This window comes from Novosphingobium sp., from assembly GCF_020852455.1.
GTDB lineage: Bacteria > Pseudomonadota > Alphaproteobacteria > Sphingomonadales > Sphingomonadaceae > Novosphingobium.
The window spans coordinates 1-18,930 of sequence record NZ_JADZAT010000031.1 but is presented as its reverse complement, the minus strand read 5'-3'; the positions used below and the strand labels follow the sequence as shown (position 1 = coordinate 18,930).

Below are 18,930 nucleotides of genomic sequence, written 5' to 3'. Positions count from 1 at the left end.
CGTGTGAACCAAGAATAACTCAAACCGTGGGAGATTGCGCAGACCAATGACCAGTCCGTTCACATCGCTCGACTGGCTGGTGCTGGGGCTCTACGTCGCGGTGATGGTTGCCGGGGGGTGGTTGTTCCGGCCGCGGCATACCGATGATACGCGGGAGTATTTCCTTGCTGGCGGGAAGATCCCGGCGTGGATGGCGGCGATTTCGGTGCTTTCGGCAACGCAGAGCGCGGCGACGTTCCTGGGCGGGCCGGACTATGGCTTTCGCAATGATTACACCTACATCGCCGGAAATGTCGGCGGGCTGATCGGCGCGCTGTTCGTGGCGCATTACCTGATCCCGCGGTTCTACGCGATCCGGGCGACCACGGTGTACGAGTTGCTGGAACTGCGTTTCAGCCGCCGGGCGATGCGCGCGGCGGGGGCGATGTTTCTGGTCGGGCGGGTCTTTGCCGGGGGCGCGCGGGTCTATCTGGCGGCGATCGCGGTTTCGATGGTGATGTTCGCCAGCGTCGAGGCCGGCGGGATCGTGATCGCGGCTGCGCTGGTGATGCTGGCGGCGTTCCTGTTCACTTTTGCAGGCGGGCTGAAGAGCGTGATCCTCAACGATCTGATCCAGTTCGCGATCTACCTGGGAGCAGCGCTCGCAACCTTGTTATGGCTGTGGACCAGCATCCCGGCCAGCACGGCGGAGATCGTGCACGCCCTGGCGAACAGTCCCGATGGCGTCAACAAGCTGCGGCTGTTCGACTGGTCGTTCGATCCGGCCAAGCCCTTTGCCATGCCGGCGGTGATCCTGGGTCTTTCGCTGCTCTACATCGCCTCGACCGGGACCGATCAGGACGTGACCCAGCGCCTGCTGGCTTCGCCCGATGCGCGCACCGGATCGCGCGGGCTGATGCTGTCGGTGGTGGCGACGGTGCCGATCGTCTTCGTGTTCATCACCATCGGCCTGCTGCTGCACGTGGTCTATCAGCGGCCCGAGCTGATGGGCGGCCAGACATTGCAACTGGGCACCACCTTTGAAGGCCAGAAGATCAGCACCTTCATGCACTACATCCTGACCGAGCTGCCCGGGGGCTTGCGCGGGCTGGTGACAGCTGGGGTCTTCGCCGCAGCGATCGCCACCACCAATTCGGCGCTCAATGCGATGTCGAGCGTGATGGTGCAGGATTTCTATCGCCCCTGGAAAGAGCGGAGCGGCGGCGCGGACGAGCATCACTTCGTCACCGCCGGTCGCTGGGGCATGGCCTTGGCAGGGGTGGCGATGTTCGGCTTTGCGGTGCTGAGCTTCTATTGGCAGCGCGCCAGCGACAAGCCGCTACTGGAATTCGCGCTGCAGGTGATGGTCTTCGCCTATGCCGGGCTGCTGGGGGTCTATTTCACCGCGCTGTTTTCCACGCGGGGCAGCAGCAATTCGGTGATCGCCGCGCTGCTGGCGGGCTTTGTCGCGGTAGCCTGCTGCCAGCCCTATATCGGCGGCGCGCTGGGCCTGCCGGAATGGCTGGGCAAGCTGGCCTTCCCCTGGCAGCTGTGCATCGGCACCCTGGTCGCGACCGTGGTCTGCATGCTGCCGCCGGCCAAGCGCGCATGACCGCGCCGGTGATCCTGTGGCTGCGCCGCGATCTGCGGCTGGCCGATCAGGCGGCGCTGGTGGCGGCCTGCGCGGCGGGGCCGGTGCTGCCGGTCTATGTGCTGGACGATGAAACGCCGCAGCACCGGCGGATGGGCGGGGCCAGCCGGTGGTGGCTGCATCATTCGCTTGCCAGCATGGATGCGGCGCTGCGGGCCAGGGGATCGCGGCTGGTGCTGCGCCGGGGCAAGAGCGAGGAGGTGCTTGCCGCGCTCGCCGCCGAAACGGGCGCGGAGCAGGTCCACGCCTTGCACCATTACGAGCCGTGGTGGCGCAATGCCGAACGCGCGGTGGGCAAGCGGCTGCAGCTGCACCTGCACCACGGCAATTACCTTGCCCCGCCGGGGTCGGTGCTGACTGGGTCGGGCACGCCGTTCAAGATCTACACCCCGTTCTGGCGCGCCTTGCAGCAGCAATTGCCGCCGCCCCAGCCGCTGGCCGCGCCCGCGCAGATCCCGGCGTCGGACAGCTGGCCGCCCAGCGACCGGCTGCAAGACTGGGGCCTGCTGCCCACCAAGCCCGACTGGGCCGGCGGGTTTCGCGCCGAGTGGACTCCGGGCGAGGGCGGGGCATTGGACCGGCTGGAGGCGTTCGCCAGCCGCGCCGCGCGCTATGCCGATCGGCGCAACCTGCCGGCGGCGGAAGGCACTTCGCGCCTCTCCCCGCACCTGGCCTTTGGCGAGATTTCGCCCGCAACGGTGTGGCATGCGGTGGCCGGTGCCGGCGGCTCGACCGGGACCTTCCTGGGTGAACTGGGCTGGCGCGACTATGCCCAGAACGTGATCCTGCAATTGCCGGCCTATGGCGCGACGAGCGCCAAGGCCGAATTCGAGCGCCTGCCCTGGCGCGAAGGCGCAGAGGCCGAGGCTGATCTGGCCGCCTGGCAACAGGGCCGCACCGGCTATCCGATCGTCGATGCCGGGATGCGCCAGCTGTGGGCCAGCGGCTGGATGCACAACCGGGTGCGGATGATCGTCGCCTCGTTCCTGATCAAGCATCTGCTGATCGACTGGCGCCGCGGTGAGCAGTGGTTCTGGGAGGTGCTGGTGGATGCCGACTACGGCCAGAACGCGGTCAACTGGCAATGGAGCGCGGGCTCGGGCGTCGATGCCAACATGTTCGTGCGGATCATGGCGCCGCTCAGCCAGTCGGAGAAATTCGATGCCGGCGAATATATCCGCGCCTGGGTGCCCGAACTGGCGCACCTGCCCGATGCCGCGATCCACGATCCGCCGCTGCCGGTGCGTGGCTATCCCGCAAAGCTGGTCGGCCATGCCGAGGGCAGGGCGCGGGCGCTGGCCGCGTGGGGGGCGCTGAAGGGCGAAAAATAGTGGTGCCCGGGGGCGGATTCGAACCACCGACACGCGGATTTTCAATCCGCTGCTCTACCAACTGAGCTACCCGGGCAACGCTGCGGCGGCGGCCTTTTTCAAGACCGGCGAGCGGCTGGAAGCGCGCCTATGGCGAAGCATTGCGCGCTTGGCAAGGGGCTTTTCAAGCCTTTCCTTCATCTTCGTCGATCGCGGGCGGGCCGGGCAGGGCGTAGCCATCCTCCAGCCAGCGCACCAGATCGCGGTCCTTGCAGCGGGTCGAACAGAACGGCGCGTGCTCCGCCTGGCGCGGCTTGCCGCAGATCGGACATTTGCGGTTGGTCAGGGTCATGCCGCCACCGCTTGGGCGAAAGCGGCCGCGGGCGCAAGCGCGGGATCTTCGTGCCAGTGCAGCACGCGGCCGGTGCGGCGGGCCAGCTCTGCCTCCCACTCGGCCAAGACGCGGGTCCGCACGGTGGGATGTGCGGTCAGCAAGAGCGCGCCCGGTTCTGCCACCAGTTCAGCGCGGCGCAGTAGCAGCCGAGCAGCGCCGCCGATCGGGTCATGGCTGAACAGGTGCAACAGCGAAGGCCGTTCAAGCCGGGCGACCAGCTGGACGAAGCCGAAGCCGTTCATCGCAGTACGTTCGTGCGGCCAGCCGGCCAGCGCCGCCGCCAGCGCCTCGTCCACCGCCTTGCGGTCGGCCTTGTCGGACAGGCTGGGGAAGTCGATCCCGATCGACCCGGCCAGATCGAGCCGCCGGATCGCGGCGGCAATCGCCGGGATCGCAGCCAGCGCCAGCGCACGCGGCGGCAGGTCGCCGTCGATATCGATCAGCGTCATCGCCGGGGTCGGGCTTATGGTCAGCGAACCGCCGGCAAAGGCGATCTCTCCGCCCAGCGCATCGGTGATCACCTCTTCCCACAGGCCGGCGGGAAAGTGCGGCACCAGCTTGCCGGGAAGGGATGGGGCAGGGCAGGGGGCCGCATCGCTGGGGCGGGCCTGCGCGCGTTTGAAGCGGCCTTGCTCAGCCAGGGCGGCACGGGTGACTTTCAGCCGCAGCGCGGCGCCTTCGCTGGCATCGGCGGGCAGGCCATCGACCAGCGCTTCCTGACCATTGCCGAACCGGGCGGTGCCGCGCTTCGATCCGGCGGCGCGGGCCACCAGCCGGGCATCCTCGACCAGTCCGGCCTCCAGCCCGCCCGGCCAGCGCAGCCGCGCGGCCAGCACTTCGCCATGGTCGAGCAGAATCGCGCGCTCTTCACCGATCCCGCGTTCGACCAGCCACTCAGCCAAGGGGCAGTCCTGCCGCCTTGAGCAAGGCGCGGGTCTCGAACAACGGCAGCCCGATCACGCCCGAGTGGCTGCCCGCAACCGCGCGGATCAGCGCTTCGGCCCGGCCCTGGATGGCATAGCCGCCGGCCTTGCCCAGTCCTTCGCCGCTGGCCACATAAGCGTCGATCTCGGCCTCGGTCAGGCGCTTGAAAGTGACGATCGTTTCGACCGTGCGGGTCCGCACCTGTCCCGCCGCGTCGATCACGCAGATCGCCGAAATGCAGCGATGTCGCCGCCCTGACAGCAAGGCCAGCAGCTTGCGCTGGACAGCCTCGGTATCCGCCGGGGGCAGGATCCGACGTCCGACCGCGACCGTGGTATCACCCGCCAGCACCACTTCGCCCTGATCGCGGTGGACCGCCCGGGCCTTGCCCTGGGCCAGCCGCAGCGCATAGGCGCGCGGCAGCTCGCCTTTCAGCGGGCTTTCATCGATGTCGGGACTTTCGATCCGGTCAGGCGTGACGCCGATCCGCGCCAGCAATTCGCGCCGACGCGGTGAAGATGAGGCAAGGACGAGCCTGAGCGCGCTCAAGCGCTATACTGGCCGGGACCGCCGCGGCCGGGCATGAAGCGATAGGTGATCCGACCCTTGGTCAGATCATAGGGGGTCAGTTCAACCAGCACTTCGTCACCCACCAGCACGCGGATGCGGTTCTTGCGCATCTTGCCGGCGGTGTGGCCAAGGATCTCGTGGTCGTTTTCCAGGCGGACGCGGAACATGGCATTGGGCAGCAGTTCAACCACCGTCCCACGCATTTCGAGCAGTTCTTCCTTCGCCATTCGCGCCTAGTTTCCGTTGCTGGTATTGATCATTGCGGCGCCCCATAGCCGCCAGACGCGCAAAAGGGAAGCCTTGCCGCCGTTTGTCGATCCTGATCGGCATTCCGACAATTTGTTACAAGCTTCAGCGCGAATTCATGTCTAAGCGGCCTACTCGTTGCGGCCCAATTGCCATGAAAGCAAAGTAATCGTGAAGCGCCGGATAGTCAGTCTGCCCTTGTTCCTGTTTGCTTTTCCTGCCCTGGCGCAGGAAGTGCCAGCGGCAAATGATGCCCAGGAACCGGCTAAGGAGCAATCGGACGAGCTCAATCTGCCGTTTTCAAAAGACGATATCGTCGTGGTCGGCGGCTGGATCCGCGGCAAGGTCGATACCCCGATGGCTCCGGTCGCGACGTTCGACGAGGCGGAAGTGCAGGCGATGGGCGTCAGTTCGATCGGCGAACTGATGGGCCGGATCGCGCCGCAAACCGGATCGGGGCGCGGGCGCGGCGGCGGGGGGATGCCGGTGATGCTGGTCAACGGCCAGCGGATCACCGATTTCCGCGAAATCCGCAACATTCCGCCCGAAGCGATCAAGAAGGTTGAAGTGCTGCCCGAAGAGGTGGCGCTCAAATACGGCTATTCGGCCGATACGCGGGTAGTGAACCTGATCCTGAAGGACAAGTTCCGCGCGGTGACCGCTGAAGGGGTCTATTCGCTGCCCACGCTGGGCGGGTTCAGCAGCTGGAATCTCGAATCCTCGCTGACCCGGATCGAGGGGCCAAGCCGGCTGAGCCTGTCTGCCAGTGCCGCTGATACCAGCCCGCTGTTCGAAAGCGAACGCGGCGTGATCCAGGCCAGTGCGCCGGCCCCGGGTGCGCCCGATCCGGCAGAATTCCGCACGCTGATTTCGGATTCGCGCAATCTCGGGCTCAATGCCGCCTGGACCCGCGGGCTGGGCAAGAACGGGATGGGCCCCTCGCTCAGCCTCAATGCCGCGGTCAGCCGCAGTGACAGCCGCCAGTGGCAGGGGCTTGACGCGGTGCTGCTTGCTGGCGGGACGGTCGATCCGATCCTGCAGGATGTGCAGACCACCACGCTGCAAGGCGGGGCCGGGCTGAACACCGCGCTGGGTGACTGGCAGTTGAGCGCCACGATCAATACCATCCATGGCAACACCCGAACGCTGACCGACCGGCGCGGCAGCCTGATTGGCGAACGCGACCGGGCCGAAAGCATATCCAACCGGGTCGAAAATCTTGTCACCCTGATCGGCCGTCCGCTGCGCTTGCCAGCGGGGCCGGTCAGCGCGACGGTCAAGGCCGGCTATACCTGGATCGGGTTTGAGAGCAGCGATCAGGCCAGCCTGTCCGGCCCGGCCTCGCTCAAGCGGGGGCGCCTGCTGGGCGGGGTCAACCTGGGGATCCCGCTGACCAGCAAGCGCGAAGGCTTTCTGGGCGGGATCGGTGACCTGACGCTCAACCTCGGCGGCGATGTGACGCATGTTTCGGACTTTGGCGGGGTCAACAGCTGGAACGCGGGGCTGACCTGGGCGCCGACCGGCAAGCTCAACCTGCAAGTCAGCTTCATCGCCAATGACAGCGTTCCTTCGATCAGCCAGCTGGGCAATCCGGTGACCCAGACCTTCAATGTCCCGGTCTATGATTTCACCCGCGGCGAAACCGCGCTGGTGACGGTGACCAGCGGCGGCAATCCGCTGCTCAAGAAGGAAAGCCAGCGTGACCTCAAGCTGGGGCTCAACTGGGCCTTGCCGTTCCTGGCCAATTCGAACGCAGTGGTCGAATATTTCCGCAATCGCTCCAGCGATGTCACCGCCAGTTTCCCCAGCCTCACGCCCGAAATCGAGGCTGCCTTTCCCGGCCGCGTGACCCGCGATTCCACCGGCAGGTTGATCGCCATCGACCGGCGCCCGATCACCTTCGCCCGGCAGGATGGATCACGCCTGCGCTGGGGTTTCAACCTGACCAAGGGCTTCGGCAAGGCTGAGCCAGCGCCCGGTGGCGGCGGGTTTCTGGGCGGGGCCGGTGGTGGGCGCGGGCCGGGTGGCGGTCGCGGACCCGGACCTGGCGCCGGTGGCCCGCCCGGACCCCGCGGGGGCGCCGGGGGCGGTGGCGGTGGTGGTCGCGGCGGGATGATGGCGGCGATGTTCGGCGGCGGCGGTCAGCCTGGCCGCTGGAGCCTGGGGATCTATCACACTGCGCAGTTCGAAAGCCGGGTGCTGGTTGCGCCCGGCGGGCCGGTGCTGGACCTGCTGAACGGCGATGCGCTGGGCAGTGGCGGCACCCCGCGGCACTCGATCGAATTCAATGGCGGGCTTGGCTACAAGGGCATCGGTGCGTTTTTCCAGGGTAGCTGGAACGCGCCGACCCGGATCGAGGCTTCGGGCCTGCCAGGGACCAGCGATCTGCGCTTTGGCAGCGTCACCAACATCAACCTGTTCATGTTCATGGATTTCAGCGCCCGGCCCAAGCTGGTCGAGGCGGTGCCGTTCCTGAAAGGCGCGCGGGTGATGCTGCGCTTTGAGAACCTGCTGAATTCCCGCCAGAAGGTGACTGACGGTACGGGCGCCGTGCCGCTGTCGTATCAGGCCGACTATATCGATCCGCGCGGACGGATCATCGGGATCAGTTTCCGCAAGGTCTTCTGAAGGTAACGCTCCGGGGCGGGCGTGCCGCCCCGGAGCCGTCAAATCAGTGGAACTGGCCCAGCACCAGGTGCAGGGTCAGCGCCATCAGGCACAGGCTGGACAGTGCGAACAGCAGGAAGCGCACCATCACCCGGTTCCACAGCGCCTGGACCAGCGAATGCGCGATCCGCAGCAGCACATAGCCCCAGGCGATCTGGGCATTCAGTCCATCGCCCTGGCCGCTGATCGCCAGCGCCAGCGCCACGGCATAGAACACGGTCGGGGCTTCGTGCAGGTGGTTGTAATTGTGCGCGATCCACTGGACTTCGCCGGGCAGAACCTCTTCCAGGTTCTTGCCGGTGCCGCCGACCAGGTTCTTGCTGTCGATCCCGGCCTTGCCCATCGCGGGAATGCGCGTGACATACATCCAGATCCACATGATCATCGTCCAGCCAGCCAGGACCGCCAGCGGTTGCAGGATATCGGCTTGAATCATTGTCAGTCTCCCCTCAGGCCAGAACGGTCAGTTCAACGGCGTGGATTGCCAGCAGCAGCAGGCAGATGGTGGACAGGATAAACAGCGTGAAGCGCACCGGGATGGTGTTCACCGTGGCCTGCCAGATTGAATGGACGATCCGCAGCGCCACATAGGCCCAGGCGATCATCACCGTTCCCGCATTCGGCCCCAGCAAGGCCAGGATCACGACGGTCGGGTAAAAGATCGTCGGCTGTTCCATCAAATGCATGTAATTGTGCGATTTCCATTGCACGGGATCGGGCAGAACACCGTCCAGGTTCTGGCCGCGCCCACCCGGCGGAGCGGTCTTGATATTGGCTCCCAGCTTCTTCATCGCCGGAAAGCGCGTCGCCGCGGTCCAGACCAGCATGATAAGCGACCACATCACCAGCACGGCGGCTGGTGCAAGCATCTTGGCTTCCATTGTTCTCCCCCTCGTTTCGTATGACCCGAGGCGGGGGAGGTTGCGGCGGCAAAAGCCGATTGTCAAATGCAACTAATCGGTGGTGGAGAGCACCCGGGCGAAGGCATCGGCATCGGTGTTGCCGCCTGACAGGATCACCGCGGTGCGGCCATCGACCGGCACCTTGCCGGCCAGCACCGCAGCCAGCGCGGCCGCGCCGCCGGGCTCGATCACCAGGTGCAGATTGGCAAAGGCCCAGCGCTGCGCCGCGCGCACCTCGGCGGCGGTCACGGCAAAGCCGCGCGCCACGCGTTCCTTCAGTACCGCGAAATTGATCGGCCAGGTGGCAGGCGTTTGCAGCGCGTCGCACTGGGTCGGGAATTTGGGGTCGGGCACCGGCACGATCTCACCCTTTTCCAGGCTGAGCCGGACATCGTCCCAGCCTTCGGGTTCGACCGGGACGATCTCGGCGTCGGGGCAGGCCAGCGCCAGCCCGGCGGTCAGTCCTCCGCCGCCACAGGGGCAGACGATCCGCGTCGGGCCATCCAGCCCGCGTTCGGCCAGCTGCGCGGTGATCTCGATCCCCGCCGTTCCCTGGCCTTCGATCACCCAGGGATCGCCGTAGGCATGGACCAGCGTGGCCCCGCTCTGGTCGATCAGCTTCTGGGCCACCGCATCGCGGTTTTCGCCGCCGGGGCGGTCATACAGCACCACTTCCGCGCCATAGCCGCGGGTCGCCTCGATTTTGGTCCGCGGGGCATCGCGTGGCATCACGATCGTTGCCGCGATCCCCAGCCGCCGCGCCGCCCAGGCCACGCCTTGCGCATGGTTGCCGCTGGAGACGCCGACCACGCCGCGCGCGCGCTCGGCCTCGGTCAGGTCGGTCAGGCGGTGCCAGGCGCCGCGAATCTTGAACGCGCCCACCGGTTGCAGGCTTTCCGCCTTGAACCAGACCGGCAGGTCATGCAGCGATGCCTCGATCAGGGGTGTTTTCGGCAGCAATTGCGCTATCTTGGCGGCAGCAAGAGAGACTCCCTCGGGAGTCGGGCTTCGCATTTGTTGTGTGGCCATGAAACAAATCTATATGCCCCCCAGCCACAGGCAAGGAGATTCGGGTGTGAGCAAAGTTCTGGTGATTGGTGCGGGCGGCGTCAGCTCGGTCTGCGTCCACAAGATGGCCCAAAGCGCGGCAGGGAACGCGGGCATTTTCAGCGAGATCCACCTCGCCAGTCGGACCCGTTCGAAGTGCGATGCGATTGCCGCTTCGGTCAAGGAACGCACCGGTCAGACGGTCCAGACCTATGAGATCGATGCCGAGGAAGTGCCCGCGCTGACCCGGCTGATCGAGCAGATCGGCCCCAAGCTGGTGGTCAATCTCGCGCTGCCGTACCAGGACCTGCCGATCATGGACGCCTGCCTGGCGGCGGGGGTGAGCTATCTCGACACCGCGAACTATGAACCCAAGGACGAGGCCAAGTTCGAATACAAGTGGCAGTGGGCCTATCACGACCGCTTCAAGGAAAAGGGCCTGATGGCGCTGCTGGGTTCGGGCTTTGATCCGGGCGTGACCAGCGTGTTCGCGATGTGGCTCAAGAAGCACAAGCTCAAGACGATCCGTCAGCTCGATATCCTCGATTGCAACGGCGGCGATCATGGCCAGGCTTTCGCGACCAATTTCAACCCCGAAATCAACATCCGCGAAGTGACCGCCCCGGCGCGGCACTGGGAGAATGGCCAGTTCGTCGAAACCCCGGCGATGTCGAAGAAGGTGGCGTTCGACTTCGACCAGGTCGGCCCCAAGAACATGTACATGATGTACCACGAAGAGCTGGAAAGCCTGGCCAAGTTCCTGCCCGAGCTGGAACGTGGCCGCTTCTGGATGACCTTCGGCGATGCCTATATCACCCACCTGACCGTGCTGCAGAACGTGGGCATGACCCGGATTGATCCTGTGATGTACCAGGGCAAGGAAATCGTCCCCCTGCAGTTCCTTGCCGCCGTGCTGCCCAAGCCCGAAACGCTGGGTCCGACCACCAAGGGCAAGACCAACATCGGCGACATCGCCACCGGCGAGGCGCTCGACGGTTCTGGCGAGAAGACCTTCTACATCTACAACATCTGCGACCACGAAGACGCCTATGCCGAAACCGGCAACCAGGCGATCAGCTACACCACCGGCGTCCCCGCGATGATCGGCGCGGCGATGATGCTGACCGGCGCCTGGAACGGCGAGGGCGTGTTCAACATGGAAGAAATGGACCCCGATCCGTTCATGGACATGCTCAATACGCAAGGGCTGCCGTGGCAGGTGAAGGAACTGGACGGGCCGGTGGAGTTTTAGGCTGAAGTAGAAGGGTTCGCGCGGAGGCGCGGAGACGCGGAGAGTTGACTGCGGAGTTGCGATCAGCGTCCCCTTGCGGCAACCGAAGTAGCGCGACGACAGCGTTCCAGGGCGGCTTCGCCGCCAAGAAGTTTTCCTCCGCTTCTCCGCGCCTCCGCGTGAACCGAATGGATTGTTACCAACTATGGAAACCAGAGCCGGCGATCCGGGTGCTTTTGCCCACTTCGATCTCAATCGCGTCGATAGCCCCAGCTTCGTGGTCGATGCCGCGCGGCTGCGGCAGAACCTGTCGGTTCTGGCCGATGTGCGCGATCGGGCGGGGATCAAGTTGCTGTCCGCGCTCAAGGCCTTTTCGATGTGGTCGACCGCACCGATCATTGGCGAGTACCTCGACGGGGTCTGCACCTCGGGGCTGTGGGAAGCGCGGCTGGCGAGCGAGTTCTACGACGGCGAGATCGCGACCTATTGCGCGGCTTACAAGCCCGAGGACCTGGACGAGATCCTGCGGCTGTCCGATCATGTGATCTTCAATTCGCCGCAGCAGATCATCCGCTGCAGCGCGATCATCGAGGCTGCGCGGGCGCGGGGGGAGGACTTCGATATTGGCCTGAGGATCAATCCCTTGCACCCCGAAGGTGAAGTGCCGCGGTATGATCCCTGCGCGCCGCATTCGCGGCTGGGCTTTCCGATCGACCAGCTGACCGAAGAGCATATGGAACTGGTCGACGGGATCCACATGCACACGCTGTGCGAGCAGGATCTGGAACCGCTGAAGCGCACCTGGGACAAGGCGTTCGACTATCTCGAGCCCTACTTCGGCCAGTTCAAGTGGATCAACCTGGGCGGCGGGCACCACATCACCCGCGCCGATTACCAGCGCGACGAACTGGTCGAATTCCTGCAGGACCTTAAGGACGATACCGAGGCCGAGGTCTATCTCGAACCCGGCGAGGCGGTGGCGCTCGATGCCGGGATCCTGGTCGGCACCGTGCTTGATCTGGGCGAGAACGGCATGCCGGTCGCGATCGTCGATATTTCCGCGACCTGCCACATGCCCGATGTGATCGAAGCGCCCTATCGCCCGGCGATGCTGGGCGAGCTGCCCCCGGTCGATCGCGATATCGATGAGGGTGCGGGCGGGGCGGTTCGGCTGGGCGGGCCCAGCTGCCTGGCCGGTGACGTGATCGGCGATTACCGCTTCGCCCAGGGGCCGCGCGTCGGCCAGCGCTTTGCCTTCCTGGATCAGGCGCACTATTCGATGGTCAAGACCACCACCTTCAACGGTGTGCCGCTGCCCTCGATCTGGTTGTGGGACAGCGAAACCGACAGCCTCGAATGCATCAAGCGGTTCGGATACGAAGACTTCCGCGACCGGCTTAGCTAGGCTGGCCCAGATCACTCATGGTCAGTCGCGGCTTTTCGTTGAGCCGCATCGCCAGTTCGGCCAGCGCGGTGAACTGCTCGATCGCCTTTTCCAGCAAGGCCCGGTCGTTGCCCGCGTCGAGCGATCCGCTTTCGAACAGGTCGCCGGTCTTGAGCACAATCAACAGGTCGCCTTCGTGGAACAGCGCGCGGATGTCCTCGCCGGCAAAGGCTGTCTCGACCGCCAGCAGCCGCTCAAGATATTCGGGGTGGGCGATATAGCGCGCCTCGACCTGGTCGTTGGACCACAGCGTGAAGCGGTTCTCGAAATCCGGATGGACCATGTCGATCCGCTCCATGGCCACCCCGCCGACTGTCGCCTGCTCCTTCTCGCTGCCGATCAGGAACTTGCGGCGCTGGCCATCGGGTTCGAGCAGGGTGGTGGCGCCAAACCGGCGGTTGAAGCCGATCGACATGATCTGGCCTTCGAACACCGTCACCGTCCGGCGGTTCTTGCCCGAGCCGCGCTGCTCGGTCAGCTTGGCCTCGTGCATCGCGAAGGGGCGCCCGCCGACCAGGCCCCACCACAGATCGGCGAAGTGTGAATTGTCATAGCTGGGCAGCATTTCGAACTGTTCGGCCCGGGCGAAGACCTTGCCCGGTTCGACATCAACCGCATATTCCAGCCCCAGCGCGCCCGCTATCGCGCCGTTGATTCCGCCCTTCAGCTTGTTGAGCATCGGCCGCTTGGCCAGCTCGGCCAGGCCAAACCCGCCGACGCCCACGAAGAAGCCGAACTGCAGCGCAGTACCGAATTCTCCGCCGAACAGGATCACCGCCGCAGCCAGCGCGCAGGCCAGACCCAGCCCGATCTGCCAGATCCGCGCCGCCTTGGCCTTGACCGCAGCGCGCTCGGCATTCTGGCTTTCCAGCCAGGCCCCCAGCGGACCGGCCAGCAGTGCGTCGGCATCGGGGCGTTCGATCATCGCGCTTGCCTCTGGCCCGTGTGGTGGTAGCCATTGCTGTTCAGGCAATTGTGTTGGGAGTTTTGCGCGGTGAGCATTCTTATTTTCATCGGACTGCTGGTCCTTATCGGGCTGATGCTGATCGGTATCTATAACCGGCTGGTCGGCTTGCGCCAGAACTGCAACCAAGGACTTGCGGATATCGATGCACAGCTGCGCCAGCGCCACGATCTGGTGCCCAATCTGGTCGCCACGGTGCAGGGCTATGCCGCGCATGAGAAGAGTACGCTTGACCAGGTGATCGCGGCGCGCAACCGCGCCGTTGGCAGCGCTTCGCCCGAGGCCGAGCAGGAACTGAGCGGCGCGATCAAGGGCCTGCTGGCATTGGGTGAGGCCTATCCCGATCTCAAGGCCAACACCAATTTCCAGGCGCTGCAAGGCGAACTGGCCGATATCGAGGACAAGCTGGCCGCCGCCCGCCGCGCGCTCAACGCCGCAGCCGCCAATTACAACACCGCACGGCAGAGCTTCCCGGCAGTGCTGTTCGCCAATTCCTTTGGTTTCCAGCCGTTCGAGGTCAGCCATATCGCCGCTGGTGAACGCGCCAGCGTGGGCGCGGTGCCCGAGGTGAAGTTCTGACCATGCCCGACAAGATCCTCGACGCGCACAGTTCCGATCCGGTCGCGATGGGCTGGATGCAGGGCTTCCCGCCACCCGATGCCAAGCGGCTGACCTGGGAACGCGCCGATCACATGCGCTTTCCGATGCATCGCCATGCCTTTTCGCACATGCGCGAATTCCTGCCGACGGTGCGGGTCTCGCGCGGCTATGGCCCGGTGTGGGAGCTGCCCGTGGCGCTGCGCGATGATATCGACGCGGTCAGCTTCAAGGCACTGGATGACGGGCGTGAGCTTACCTGGCAGCAATCGCTGGCGGTCAACTTCAGCGATGCCGTGCTGGTGCTGCACAAGGGTACGATCGTTTACGAACGCTATCTGGGCGTCACCCGGCGCGATACCCCGCACATCGCCTTTTCGGTGACCAAGAGCTTTGTCGGCACGCTGGCGGAAATGCTGATCACCGAAGGCAAGCTTGATCCCGCCGCGCCGATGGCTGAGCTGATCCCTGAACTTCAGGGCAGCGGCTTTGCCGATGCGACCCTGCGCGAAGTGCTGGACATGACCACCGCGCTCGAATTTTCCGAGGAATATACTGATCCCAATTCGGGGATCGGCGCGATGAGCAACGCGCTGGGGCTGACCCCGCGCGCGCCGGGCTATGCCGGTCCGCGCGATGTCTATGCATTCCTGCCGACGATCCGCAAGAATGGCGAACACGGCGAACGCTTCACCTATCGTACCTGCAACACCGAAGTTTTGGGCTGGCTGGTTTCGCGCACCGAAGGCAAGCGGCTCGACCAGGTGCTGTCAGAGCGAATCTGGCAGCCGCTGGGGATGGAACAGGATGCCGATTTCCTGATCGATTCGACCGGGATGCCGTTCGCCGGGGGCGGGCTCAATCCGGTGCTGCGCGACATGGCCCGCTTTGGCGAAGCGATGCGTTGCGACGGGCAGGGCAATGGCGGGCAGGTGATCGCAGCGCCCACGGTTGCCGCGATCAAGGCCGGCGGCCGGGCAGAAGCCTTTGCGCCTGCCGGTTACGCCTGGATCCCGGGCGGTTCGTACAACAGCCAGTGGTGGGCAATGGGCGGAAATCACGGCGTTTTTTCCGCGCGCGGAATCCACGGCCAGGCGATCTGGATCGATCCGGTGGCCGAGGTGGTGATCGTCCGGTTCGGCTCGCACCCCACCGCCGCCAACGGTGCTTTTGACCCCACCTCGCTACCCGCCTACCGGGCGGTGGCCGACCACCTGATGAAGGGGTGATCGGTCCTGATTTTCACTTGCAGTTAAGGCGCGAATCTCTATAGGCGACCCCCGCTGCCCCAAGGGGACTTCCAATAACCGCAAGGCAGCCTTCGTCTTATGTGTTGTTTTGGCCGCAAGGCCTATTGGGGGTCCCTTGAGTTGCAGCAGTATCCTGACGCTCTGTCCGTAGTTCGCGCGCTCGCGCCCGAAGAACCGGTCATCCTGAATCGCCCGCACGCCGCAGCGCGCGCCGCCCGCTTCTTTGCCGAGAAGTTTCCGGGCAAGGCGCTCTATGCGGTGAAGGCCAATCCTTCGCCCGAGCTGCTGAAGGTGCTGTGGGCTGCCGGCGTAACCCATTACGACGTCGCCTCGATTGCCGAGGTGCGGCTGGTGCGTGCAACGCTACCCCAGGCCGTGCTGTGCTTCATGCACCCGGTGAAGTCGAAGGGCGCGATTGCCGAGGCCTACAAGGTCCACGGCGTGCGCGTGTTCAGCCTCGACAGCCATGAGGAACTGGCCAAGATCGTCGAAGCGACCGATCACGCCACCGACCTTTCGCTGTGCGTGCGGCTGCGTGTTTCGTCGGACTATTCCGAGCTTAGCCTCGCTGCCAAATTCGGCGTTGACCTGGCCGATGTGGCCGCGCTGCTGCAGGCGACCCGCCAGGTTGCCGATGCGTTGGGCGTGTGCTTCCACGTTGGCAGCCAGGCGATGACCCCGTTCGCCTATGTCCAGGCGCTGGAACGCGTGCGCGCGGCGGTGGTCGATGCGTCTGTCACGGTCGACATCGTCGATGTCGGCGGCGGGTTCCCGTCGATCTATCCGGGAATGGAGCCGCCGCCGCTCGAAGACTATTTCGGCGCGATCCACCGCGCGGCTGAATCGCTGCCGGTCAGCTATTCGTCGGAACTGTGGTGCGAGCCGGGCCGGGCGCTGTGCGCGGAATATTCCTCGCTGGTGGTCAAGGTCGAGAAGGGCCGCGGGGAAGAGCTGTACATCAACGATGGCGCCTTTGGCGCGCTCTACGATGCCGCGCACGTCGGCTGGCGCTTCCCGGTCCGCTGCCTGACGGCGGGCCGGTCCGAAGTGCTGACCCCGTTCGCCTTCTATGGCCCCACCTGCGACGATGCCGACTATATGGAAGGCCCGTTCATGCTGCCGGTTGACATCAAGCCGGGCGATTTCATCGAGATCGGCATGCTGGGCGCCTATGGCGCAGCGATGAAGACCGCCTTCAACGGGTTCGGCCAGGCCGAAGCGATCGAAGTTGCGGATGAGCCGATGGCCAGCCAGTATATGGGTGACCGCCGCGATCCGCGCGCCAAGGACAACGTCGTCTCGCTGCGCTGAGTTTGAAAGGGACAAGGGAGCCGCTGCAAATTGCGACGGCTCCCGAACCGGCAGACGTTTTGGCGATCAGAAGCTTACGCTGAACGAGCCGACGATCCGGGCCTTGCCCAGCCGGCCGAACAGCACGCCGCTGTCATCGGTATCGTGATAGCGCACGGCCACGCTCGCGCCCTTGGCGACGGCGTAGGACGCGCCCAGGTTCCAGGTGTTGTAGCCGAACAGACCGTTGACCGTCTGGTGGCCGAACGCGCCCGACAGACTGATCTTGTCGGACACCGGCATGCTCAGCGCGCCTTCGTAATAGGTCGCATCTGCATTGGTGCCGAAGTAGTTCCAGGTGTGATAGACCGACGCCGTGGCCGAAGCCTTGCCGATCGGCACGGTCACCGCGCCCTTCACTTCGAAGGTGTCGATCTTGGCCGGGGCATCGACATAGCCATAGCGCACGAAGCCCACGTCGATCTTGGCCTTGCCGACCGGCAGGACATAGCCGCCCCAGACGTCGTATTCCTGGTTGATCCCGGCGAAATCGACGTTCTCGGTCTCGGCCCCCAGGTAGAAACCCTTGTAGCTGGCGTTGACCGCCGCGAAGACTGCAGCGTGGTTGTCTGACTGGCTGACGCCGCGCCATTCGTAATTGGTGGTTCCGGTCAGCGTGACGCCGAGATCGACGGTGTCGCCATCCTCGGCATGGGCCGCGCAGGGCAGGGCGAGTGCGGCCAGCGTGGCCGAAAGCAGCAGCTTGTTCATGGCAAATTCCCTCATTCGATTGGTCAAGGCTTCCCCGATCGCGGAGCGCAGGTGCGCTTCGCGTCCAGCCTTGGTTGTGGTCTGGGCAGGTGGGTCCGGCGGGCGGGGGATGAGGAGAGGTTCGGGTCCTCGCCCGCCGGACCTGGGTGCGACCCCTAGAAGAACCCGAGCTTTTTCGGGCTGTAGCTGACCAGCAGGTTCTTGGTCTGCTGGTAGTGTTCAAGCATCATCTTGTGGGTCTCGCGCCCGATGCCCGATTGCTTGTATCCGCCGAAGGCCGCGTGGGCGGGATAGGCGTGGTAGCAATTGGTCCACACCCGTCCGGCCTCGATCGCGCGGCCAAAGCGGTAGCAGGTGTTGACGTTGCGGCTCCACACGCCCGCGCCCAGGCCGAACATGGTGTCGTTGGCGATGGCCAGCGCCTCTTCCTCGGTCTTGAAGGTGGTGGTGGAGACCACGGGGCCGAAGATCTCTTCCTGGAAGATCCGCATCTTGTTGTGGCCCTTGAACACGGTCGGCTGGATGTAGAAGCCGCCCGACAGATCGCCATCAAGCTGTGCAGCAGCGCCGCCGATCAGCACTTCGGCGCCTTCGTCCTTGCCGATCTGCAGGTACTTGAGGATCTTTTCCTGCTGTTCCTGGCTGGCCTGTGCGCCGATCATCGTGGCCGGATCGAGCGGGCTGCCCTGGACGATCTCGCCAACCCGCTTGAGCGCGCGTTCCATGAACCGGTCATAGATCGATTCGTGGATCAGCGCGCGGCTGGGGCAGGTGCAGACTTCGCCCTGATTGAGCGCGAACATCACGAAGCCTTCGATCGCCTTGTCGAAGAAGTCGTCATCCTCGTCGGCCACATCGGCGAAGAAGATGTTGGGGCTCTTGCCGCCCAGTTCGAGCGTCACCGGGATCAGGTTTTCGCTGGCGTAGCCCGCGATCAGGCGGCCGGTGCTGGTTTCGCCGGTAAAGGCGATCTTGGCGATCCGCTTGGAGCTGGCGAGCGGCTTGCCGGCTTCGAGGCCAAAGCCGTTGACCACGTTGAGCACGCCCGGCGGCAGCAGGTCGCCGACCAGTTCCATCAGCACCAGGATCGAGGCCGGGGTCTGTTCGGCCGGCTTGAGCACCACGCAGTTGCCTGCCGCAAGCGCCGGAGCAACTTTCCATGCGGCCATCAGGATCGGGAAGTTCCACGGGATGATCTGGCCGACCACCCCCAGCGGCTCGTGGATGTGATAAGCCATGGTGTCATGGTCGATCTCGCCGATCGAGCCTTCCTGCGCGCGCACGCAGCCGGCGAAGTAGCGGAAATGGTCGATCGCCAGCGGGATATCGGCGGCCATGGTTTCGCGGATCGGCTTGCCGTTGTCCCAGGTTTCGACCAGCGCCAGCTGATCGAGGCTGGCTTCCATCCGGTCGGCGATCTTGTTCAGGATATTGGCGCGCTCGGCCGGGCTGGTGCGGCCCCAGGCAGTCTTGGCGGCGTGGGCCGCGTCGAGTGCCAGTTCGATATCGGCGGCGTCGCTGCGCGCCACCTGGCAGACCGGCTGGCCGGTGATCGGGCTGATGTTGTCGGGTATCCGGAATTTCTGGTTGATAAAATGCCAAAGATGTAAAGAAGAAAATCTTTCTCAGCGGATTATCTGATTGATCCTCTTCAGCCTACTCTACTGCCAATTTTCTGTTTCCACCTTCGCCT

The 18,930-nt window shown here is 65.0% G+C and carries 17 protein-coding genes, 1 tRNA gene and 1 pseudogene; 8 read left to right on the top strand and 11 right to left on the bottom strand.

Annotated features, from left to right (window positions below):
• Nucleotides 1–46 precede the first annotated feature (46 nt).
• Both IT549_RS13940 and IT549_RS13935 read left to right on the top strand, forming a co-directional pair.
• Nucleotides 47–1,591, top strand: a complete 1,545-nt coding sequence (locus tag IT549_RS13940) for a sodium:solute symporter (RefSeq protein WP_292974183.1) — start codon at nt 47–49, stop codon at nt 1,589–1,591.
• Nucleotides 1,588–2,961, top strand: a complete 1,374-nt coding sequence (locus tag IT549_RS13935; protein ID WP_292974182.1) for a deoxyribodipyrimidine photo-lyase — start codon at nt 1,588–1,590, stop codon at nt 2,959–2,961. The genes IT549_RS13940 and IT549_RS13935 overlap by 4 nt, the downstream gene beginning before the upstream one ends.
• Here IT549_RS13935 and IT549_RS13930 read toward each other — a convergent pair.
• From IT549_RS13930 to infA, 5 genes are all read right to left on the bottom strand, one after another.
• Nucleotides 2,962–3,037: transfer RNA gene (locus tag IT549_RS13930), tRNA-Phe, on the bottom strand.
• Nucleotides 3,038–3,124: 87 nt separating this feature from the next.
• Nucleotides 3,125–3,292, bottom strand: a complete 168-nt coding sequence (gene yacG / locus IT549_RS13925) for a DNA gyrase inhibitor YacG (RefSeq protein ID WP_292974181.1) — start codon at nt 3,290–3,292, stop codon at nt 3,125–3,127.
• Nucleotides 3,289–4,236 (bottom strand): ribonuclease, encoded by a 948-nt coding sequence (locus tag IT549_RS13920; protein ID WP_292974180.1) that lies wholly within the window; start codon nt 4,234–4,236, stop codon nt 3,289–3,291. Before IT549_RS13920 ends, yacG begins: the two co-directional genes overlap by 4 nt.
• On the bottom strand, nt 4,229–4,807 hold the full coding sequence (locus IT549_RS13915; protein ID WP_292974179.1) for a nucleoside triphosphate pyrophosphatase: 579 nt from the start codon (nt 4,805–4,807) through the stop codon (nt 4,229–4,231). The genes IT549_RS13920 and IT549_RS13915 overlap by 8 nt, the downstream gene beginning before the upstream one ends.
• Nucleotides 4,804–5,055 (bottom strand): translation initiation factor IF-1, encoded by a 252-nt coding sequence (infA, locus tag IT549_RS13910; RefSeq protein WP_292974178.1) that lies wholly within the window; start codon nt 5,053–5,055, stop codon nt 4,804–4,806. Before infA ends, IT549_RS13915 begins: the two co-directional genes overlap by 4 nt.
• A gap of 190 nt (nt 5,056–5,245) precedes the next feature.
• On the opposite strand from infA, the gene IT549_RS13905 reads away from it, so the two are divergent.
• Nucleotides 5,246–7,702, top strand: a complete 2,457-nt coding sequence (locus IT549_RS13905) for a TonB-dependent receptor (RefSeq protein ID WP_292974177.1) — start codon at nt 5,246–5,248, stop codon at nt 7,700–7,702.
• Nucleotides 7,703–7,745: 43 nt separating this feature from the next.
• Here the strand turns inward: IT549_RS13905 and IT549_RS13900 are convergent, their stop codons facing one another.
• From IT549_RS13900 to IT549_RS13890, 3 genes are all read right to left on the bottom strand, one after another.
• Nucleotides 7,746–8,177 (bottom strand): MAPEG family protein, encoded by a 432-nt coding sequence (locus tag IT549_RS13900; RefSeq protein ID WP_292974176.1) that lies wholly within the window; start codon nt 8,175–8,177, stop codon nt 7,746–7,748.
• Between the two features lie 13 nt (nt 8,178–8,190).
• Nucleotides 8,191–8,622: an MAPEG family protein gene (locus tag IT549_RS13895; protein ID WP_292974175.1), complete on the bottom strand. Its 432-nt coding sequence runs from the start codon at nt 8,620–8,622 to the stop codon at nt 8,191–8,193.
• A 72-nt stretch (nt 8,623–8,694) separates the two neighbouring features.
• Nucleotides 8,695–9,672: a pyridoxal-phosphate dependent enzyme gene (locus tag IT549_RS13890; RefSeq protein WP_292974174.1), complete on the bottom strand. Its 978-nt coding sequence runs from the start codon at nt 9,670–9,672 to the stop codon at nt 8,695–8,697.
• A gap of 46 nt (nt 9,673–9,718) precedes the next feature.
• On the opposite strand from IT549_RS13890, the gene IT549_RS13885 reads away from it, so the two are divergent.
• Entirely contained in the window at nt 9,719–10,942 is a 1,224-nt protein-coding gene (locus IT549_RS13885; RefSeq protein WP_292974173.1) for a saccharopine dehydrogenase family protein, read from the top strand.
• A gap of 184 nt (nt 10,943–11,126) precedes the next feature.
• On the top strand, nt 11,127–12,326 hold the full coding sequence (locus IT549_RS13880; RefSeq protein ID WP_292974172.1) for a carboxynorspermidine decarboxylase: 1,200 nt from the start codon (nt 11,127–11,129) through the stop codon (nt 12,324–12,326).
• On the opposite strand, the gene IT549_RS13875 is transcribed toward IT549_RS13880, so the two are convergent.
• Nucleotides 12,319–13,290, bottom strand: a complete 972-nt coding sequence (locus IT549_RS13875; RefSeq protein ID WP_292974171.1) for a DUF3137 domain-containing protein — start codon at nt 13,288–13,290, stop codon at nt 12,319–12,321. The genes IT549_RS13880 and IT549_RS13875 overlap by 8 nt on opposite strands.
• 69 nt (nt 13,291–13,359) lie before the next feature.
• Between IT549_RS13875 and IT549_RS13870 the strand changes: the two genes are divergently transcribed.
• From IT549_RS13870 to IT549_RS13860, 3 genes are all read left to right on the top strand, one after another.
• Nucleotides 13,360–13,908 (top strand): LemA family protein, encoded by a 549-nt coding sequence (locus tag IT549_RS13870; RefSeq protein WP_292974170.1) that lies wholly within the window; start codon nt 13,360–13,362, stop codon nt 13,906–13,908.
• A 2-nt stretch (nt 13,909–13,910) separates the two neighbouring features.
• Nucleotides 13,911–15,155, top strand: coding sequence for a serine hydrolase (locus IT549_RS13865; RefSeq protein ID WP_292974169.1), 1,245 nt, complete (start codon nt 13,911–13,913; stop codon nt 15,153–15,155).
• 141 nt (nt 15,156–15,296) lie between these two features.
• A complete protein-coding gene (locus IT549_RS13860; RefSeq protein WP_292974168.1) occupies nt 15,297–16,487 on the top strand; it encodes a type III PLP-dependent enzyme in 1,191 nt (396 codons plus the stop codon).
• 66 nt (nt 16,488–16,553) lie between these two features.
• On the opposite strand, the gene IT549_RS13855 is transcribed toward IT549_RS13860, so the two are convergent.
• Both IT549_RS13855 and adh read right to left on the bottom strand, forming a co-directional pair.
• Nucleotides 16,554–17,237 (bottom strand): TorF family putative porin, encoded by a 684-nt coding sequence (locus IT549_RS13855; RefSeq protein WP_292974167.1) that lies wholly within the window; start codon nt 17,235–17,237, stop codon nt 16,554–16,556.
• 155 nt (nt 17,238–17,392) lie between these two features.
• Nucleotides 17,393–18,805 (bottom strand): annotated as a pseudogene (gene adh, locus IT549_RS13850) (aldehyde dehydrogenase); the annotation flags it as partial.
• Nucleotides 18,806–18,930 lie beyond the last annotated feature (125 nt).

Bases quoted from the DNA above. Each gene is read 5' to 3' on its own strand.
- IT549_RS13940 (WP_292974183.1), top strand. From the start codon at position 47: ATGACCAGTCCGTTCACATCGCTCGACTGGCTGGTGCTGGGGCTCTAC.
- IT549_RS13935 (WP_292974182.1), top strand. From the start codon at position 1,588: ATGACCGCGCCGGTGATCCTGTGGCTGCGCCGCGATCTGCGGCTGGCC.
- yacG (WP_292974181.1), bottom strand. From the start codon at position 3,292: ATGACCCTGACCAACCGCAAATGTCCGATCTGCGGCAAGCCGCGCCAG.
- infA (WP_292974178.1), bottom strand. From the start codon at position 5,055: ATGGCGAAGGAAGAACTGCTCGAAATGCGTGGGACGGTGGTTGAACTG.
- IT549_RS13900 (WP_292974176.1), bottom strand. From the start codon at position 8,177: ATGATTCAAGCCGATATCCTGCAACCGCTGGCGGTCCTGGCTGGCTGG.
- IT549_RS13895 (WP_292974175.1), bottom strand. From the start codon at position 8,622: ATGGAAGCCAAGATGCTTGCACCAGCCGCCGTGCTGGTGATGTGGTCG.
- IT549_RS13890 (WP_292974174.1), bottom strand. From the start codon at position 9,672: ATGGCCACACAACAAATGCGAAGCCCGACTCCCGAGGGAGTCTCTCTT.
- IT549_RS13880 (WP_292974172.1), top strand. From the start codon at position 11,127: ATGGAAACCAGAGCCGGCGATCCGGGTGCTTTTGCCCACTTCGATCTC.
- IT549_RS13875 (WP_292974171.1), bottom strand. From the start codon at position 13,290: ATGATCGAACGCCCCGATGCCGACGCACTGCTGGCCGGTCCGCTGGGG.
- IT549_RS13865 (WP_292974169.1), top strand. From the start codon at position 13,911: ATGCCCGACAAGATCCTCGACGCGCACAGTTCCGATCCGGTCGCGATG.
- IT549_RS13855 (WP_292974167.1), bottom strand. From the start codon at position 17,237: ATGAACAAGCTGCTGCTTTCGGCCACGCTGGCCGCACTCGCCCTGCCC.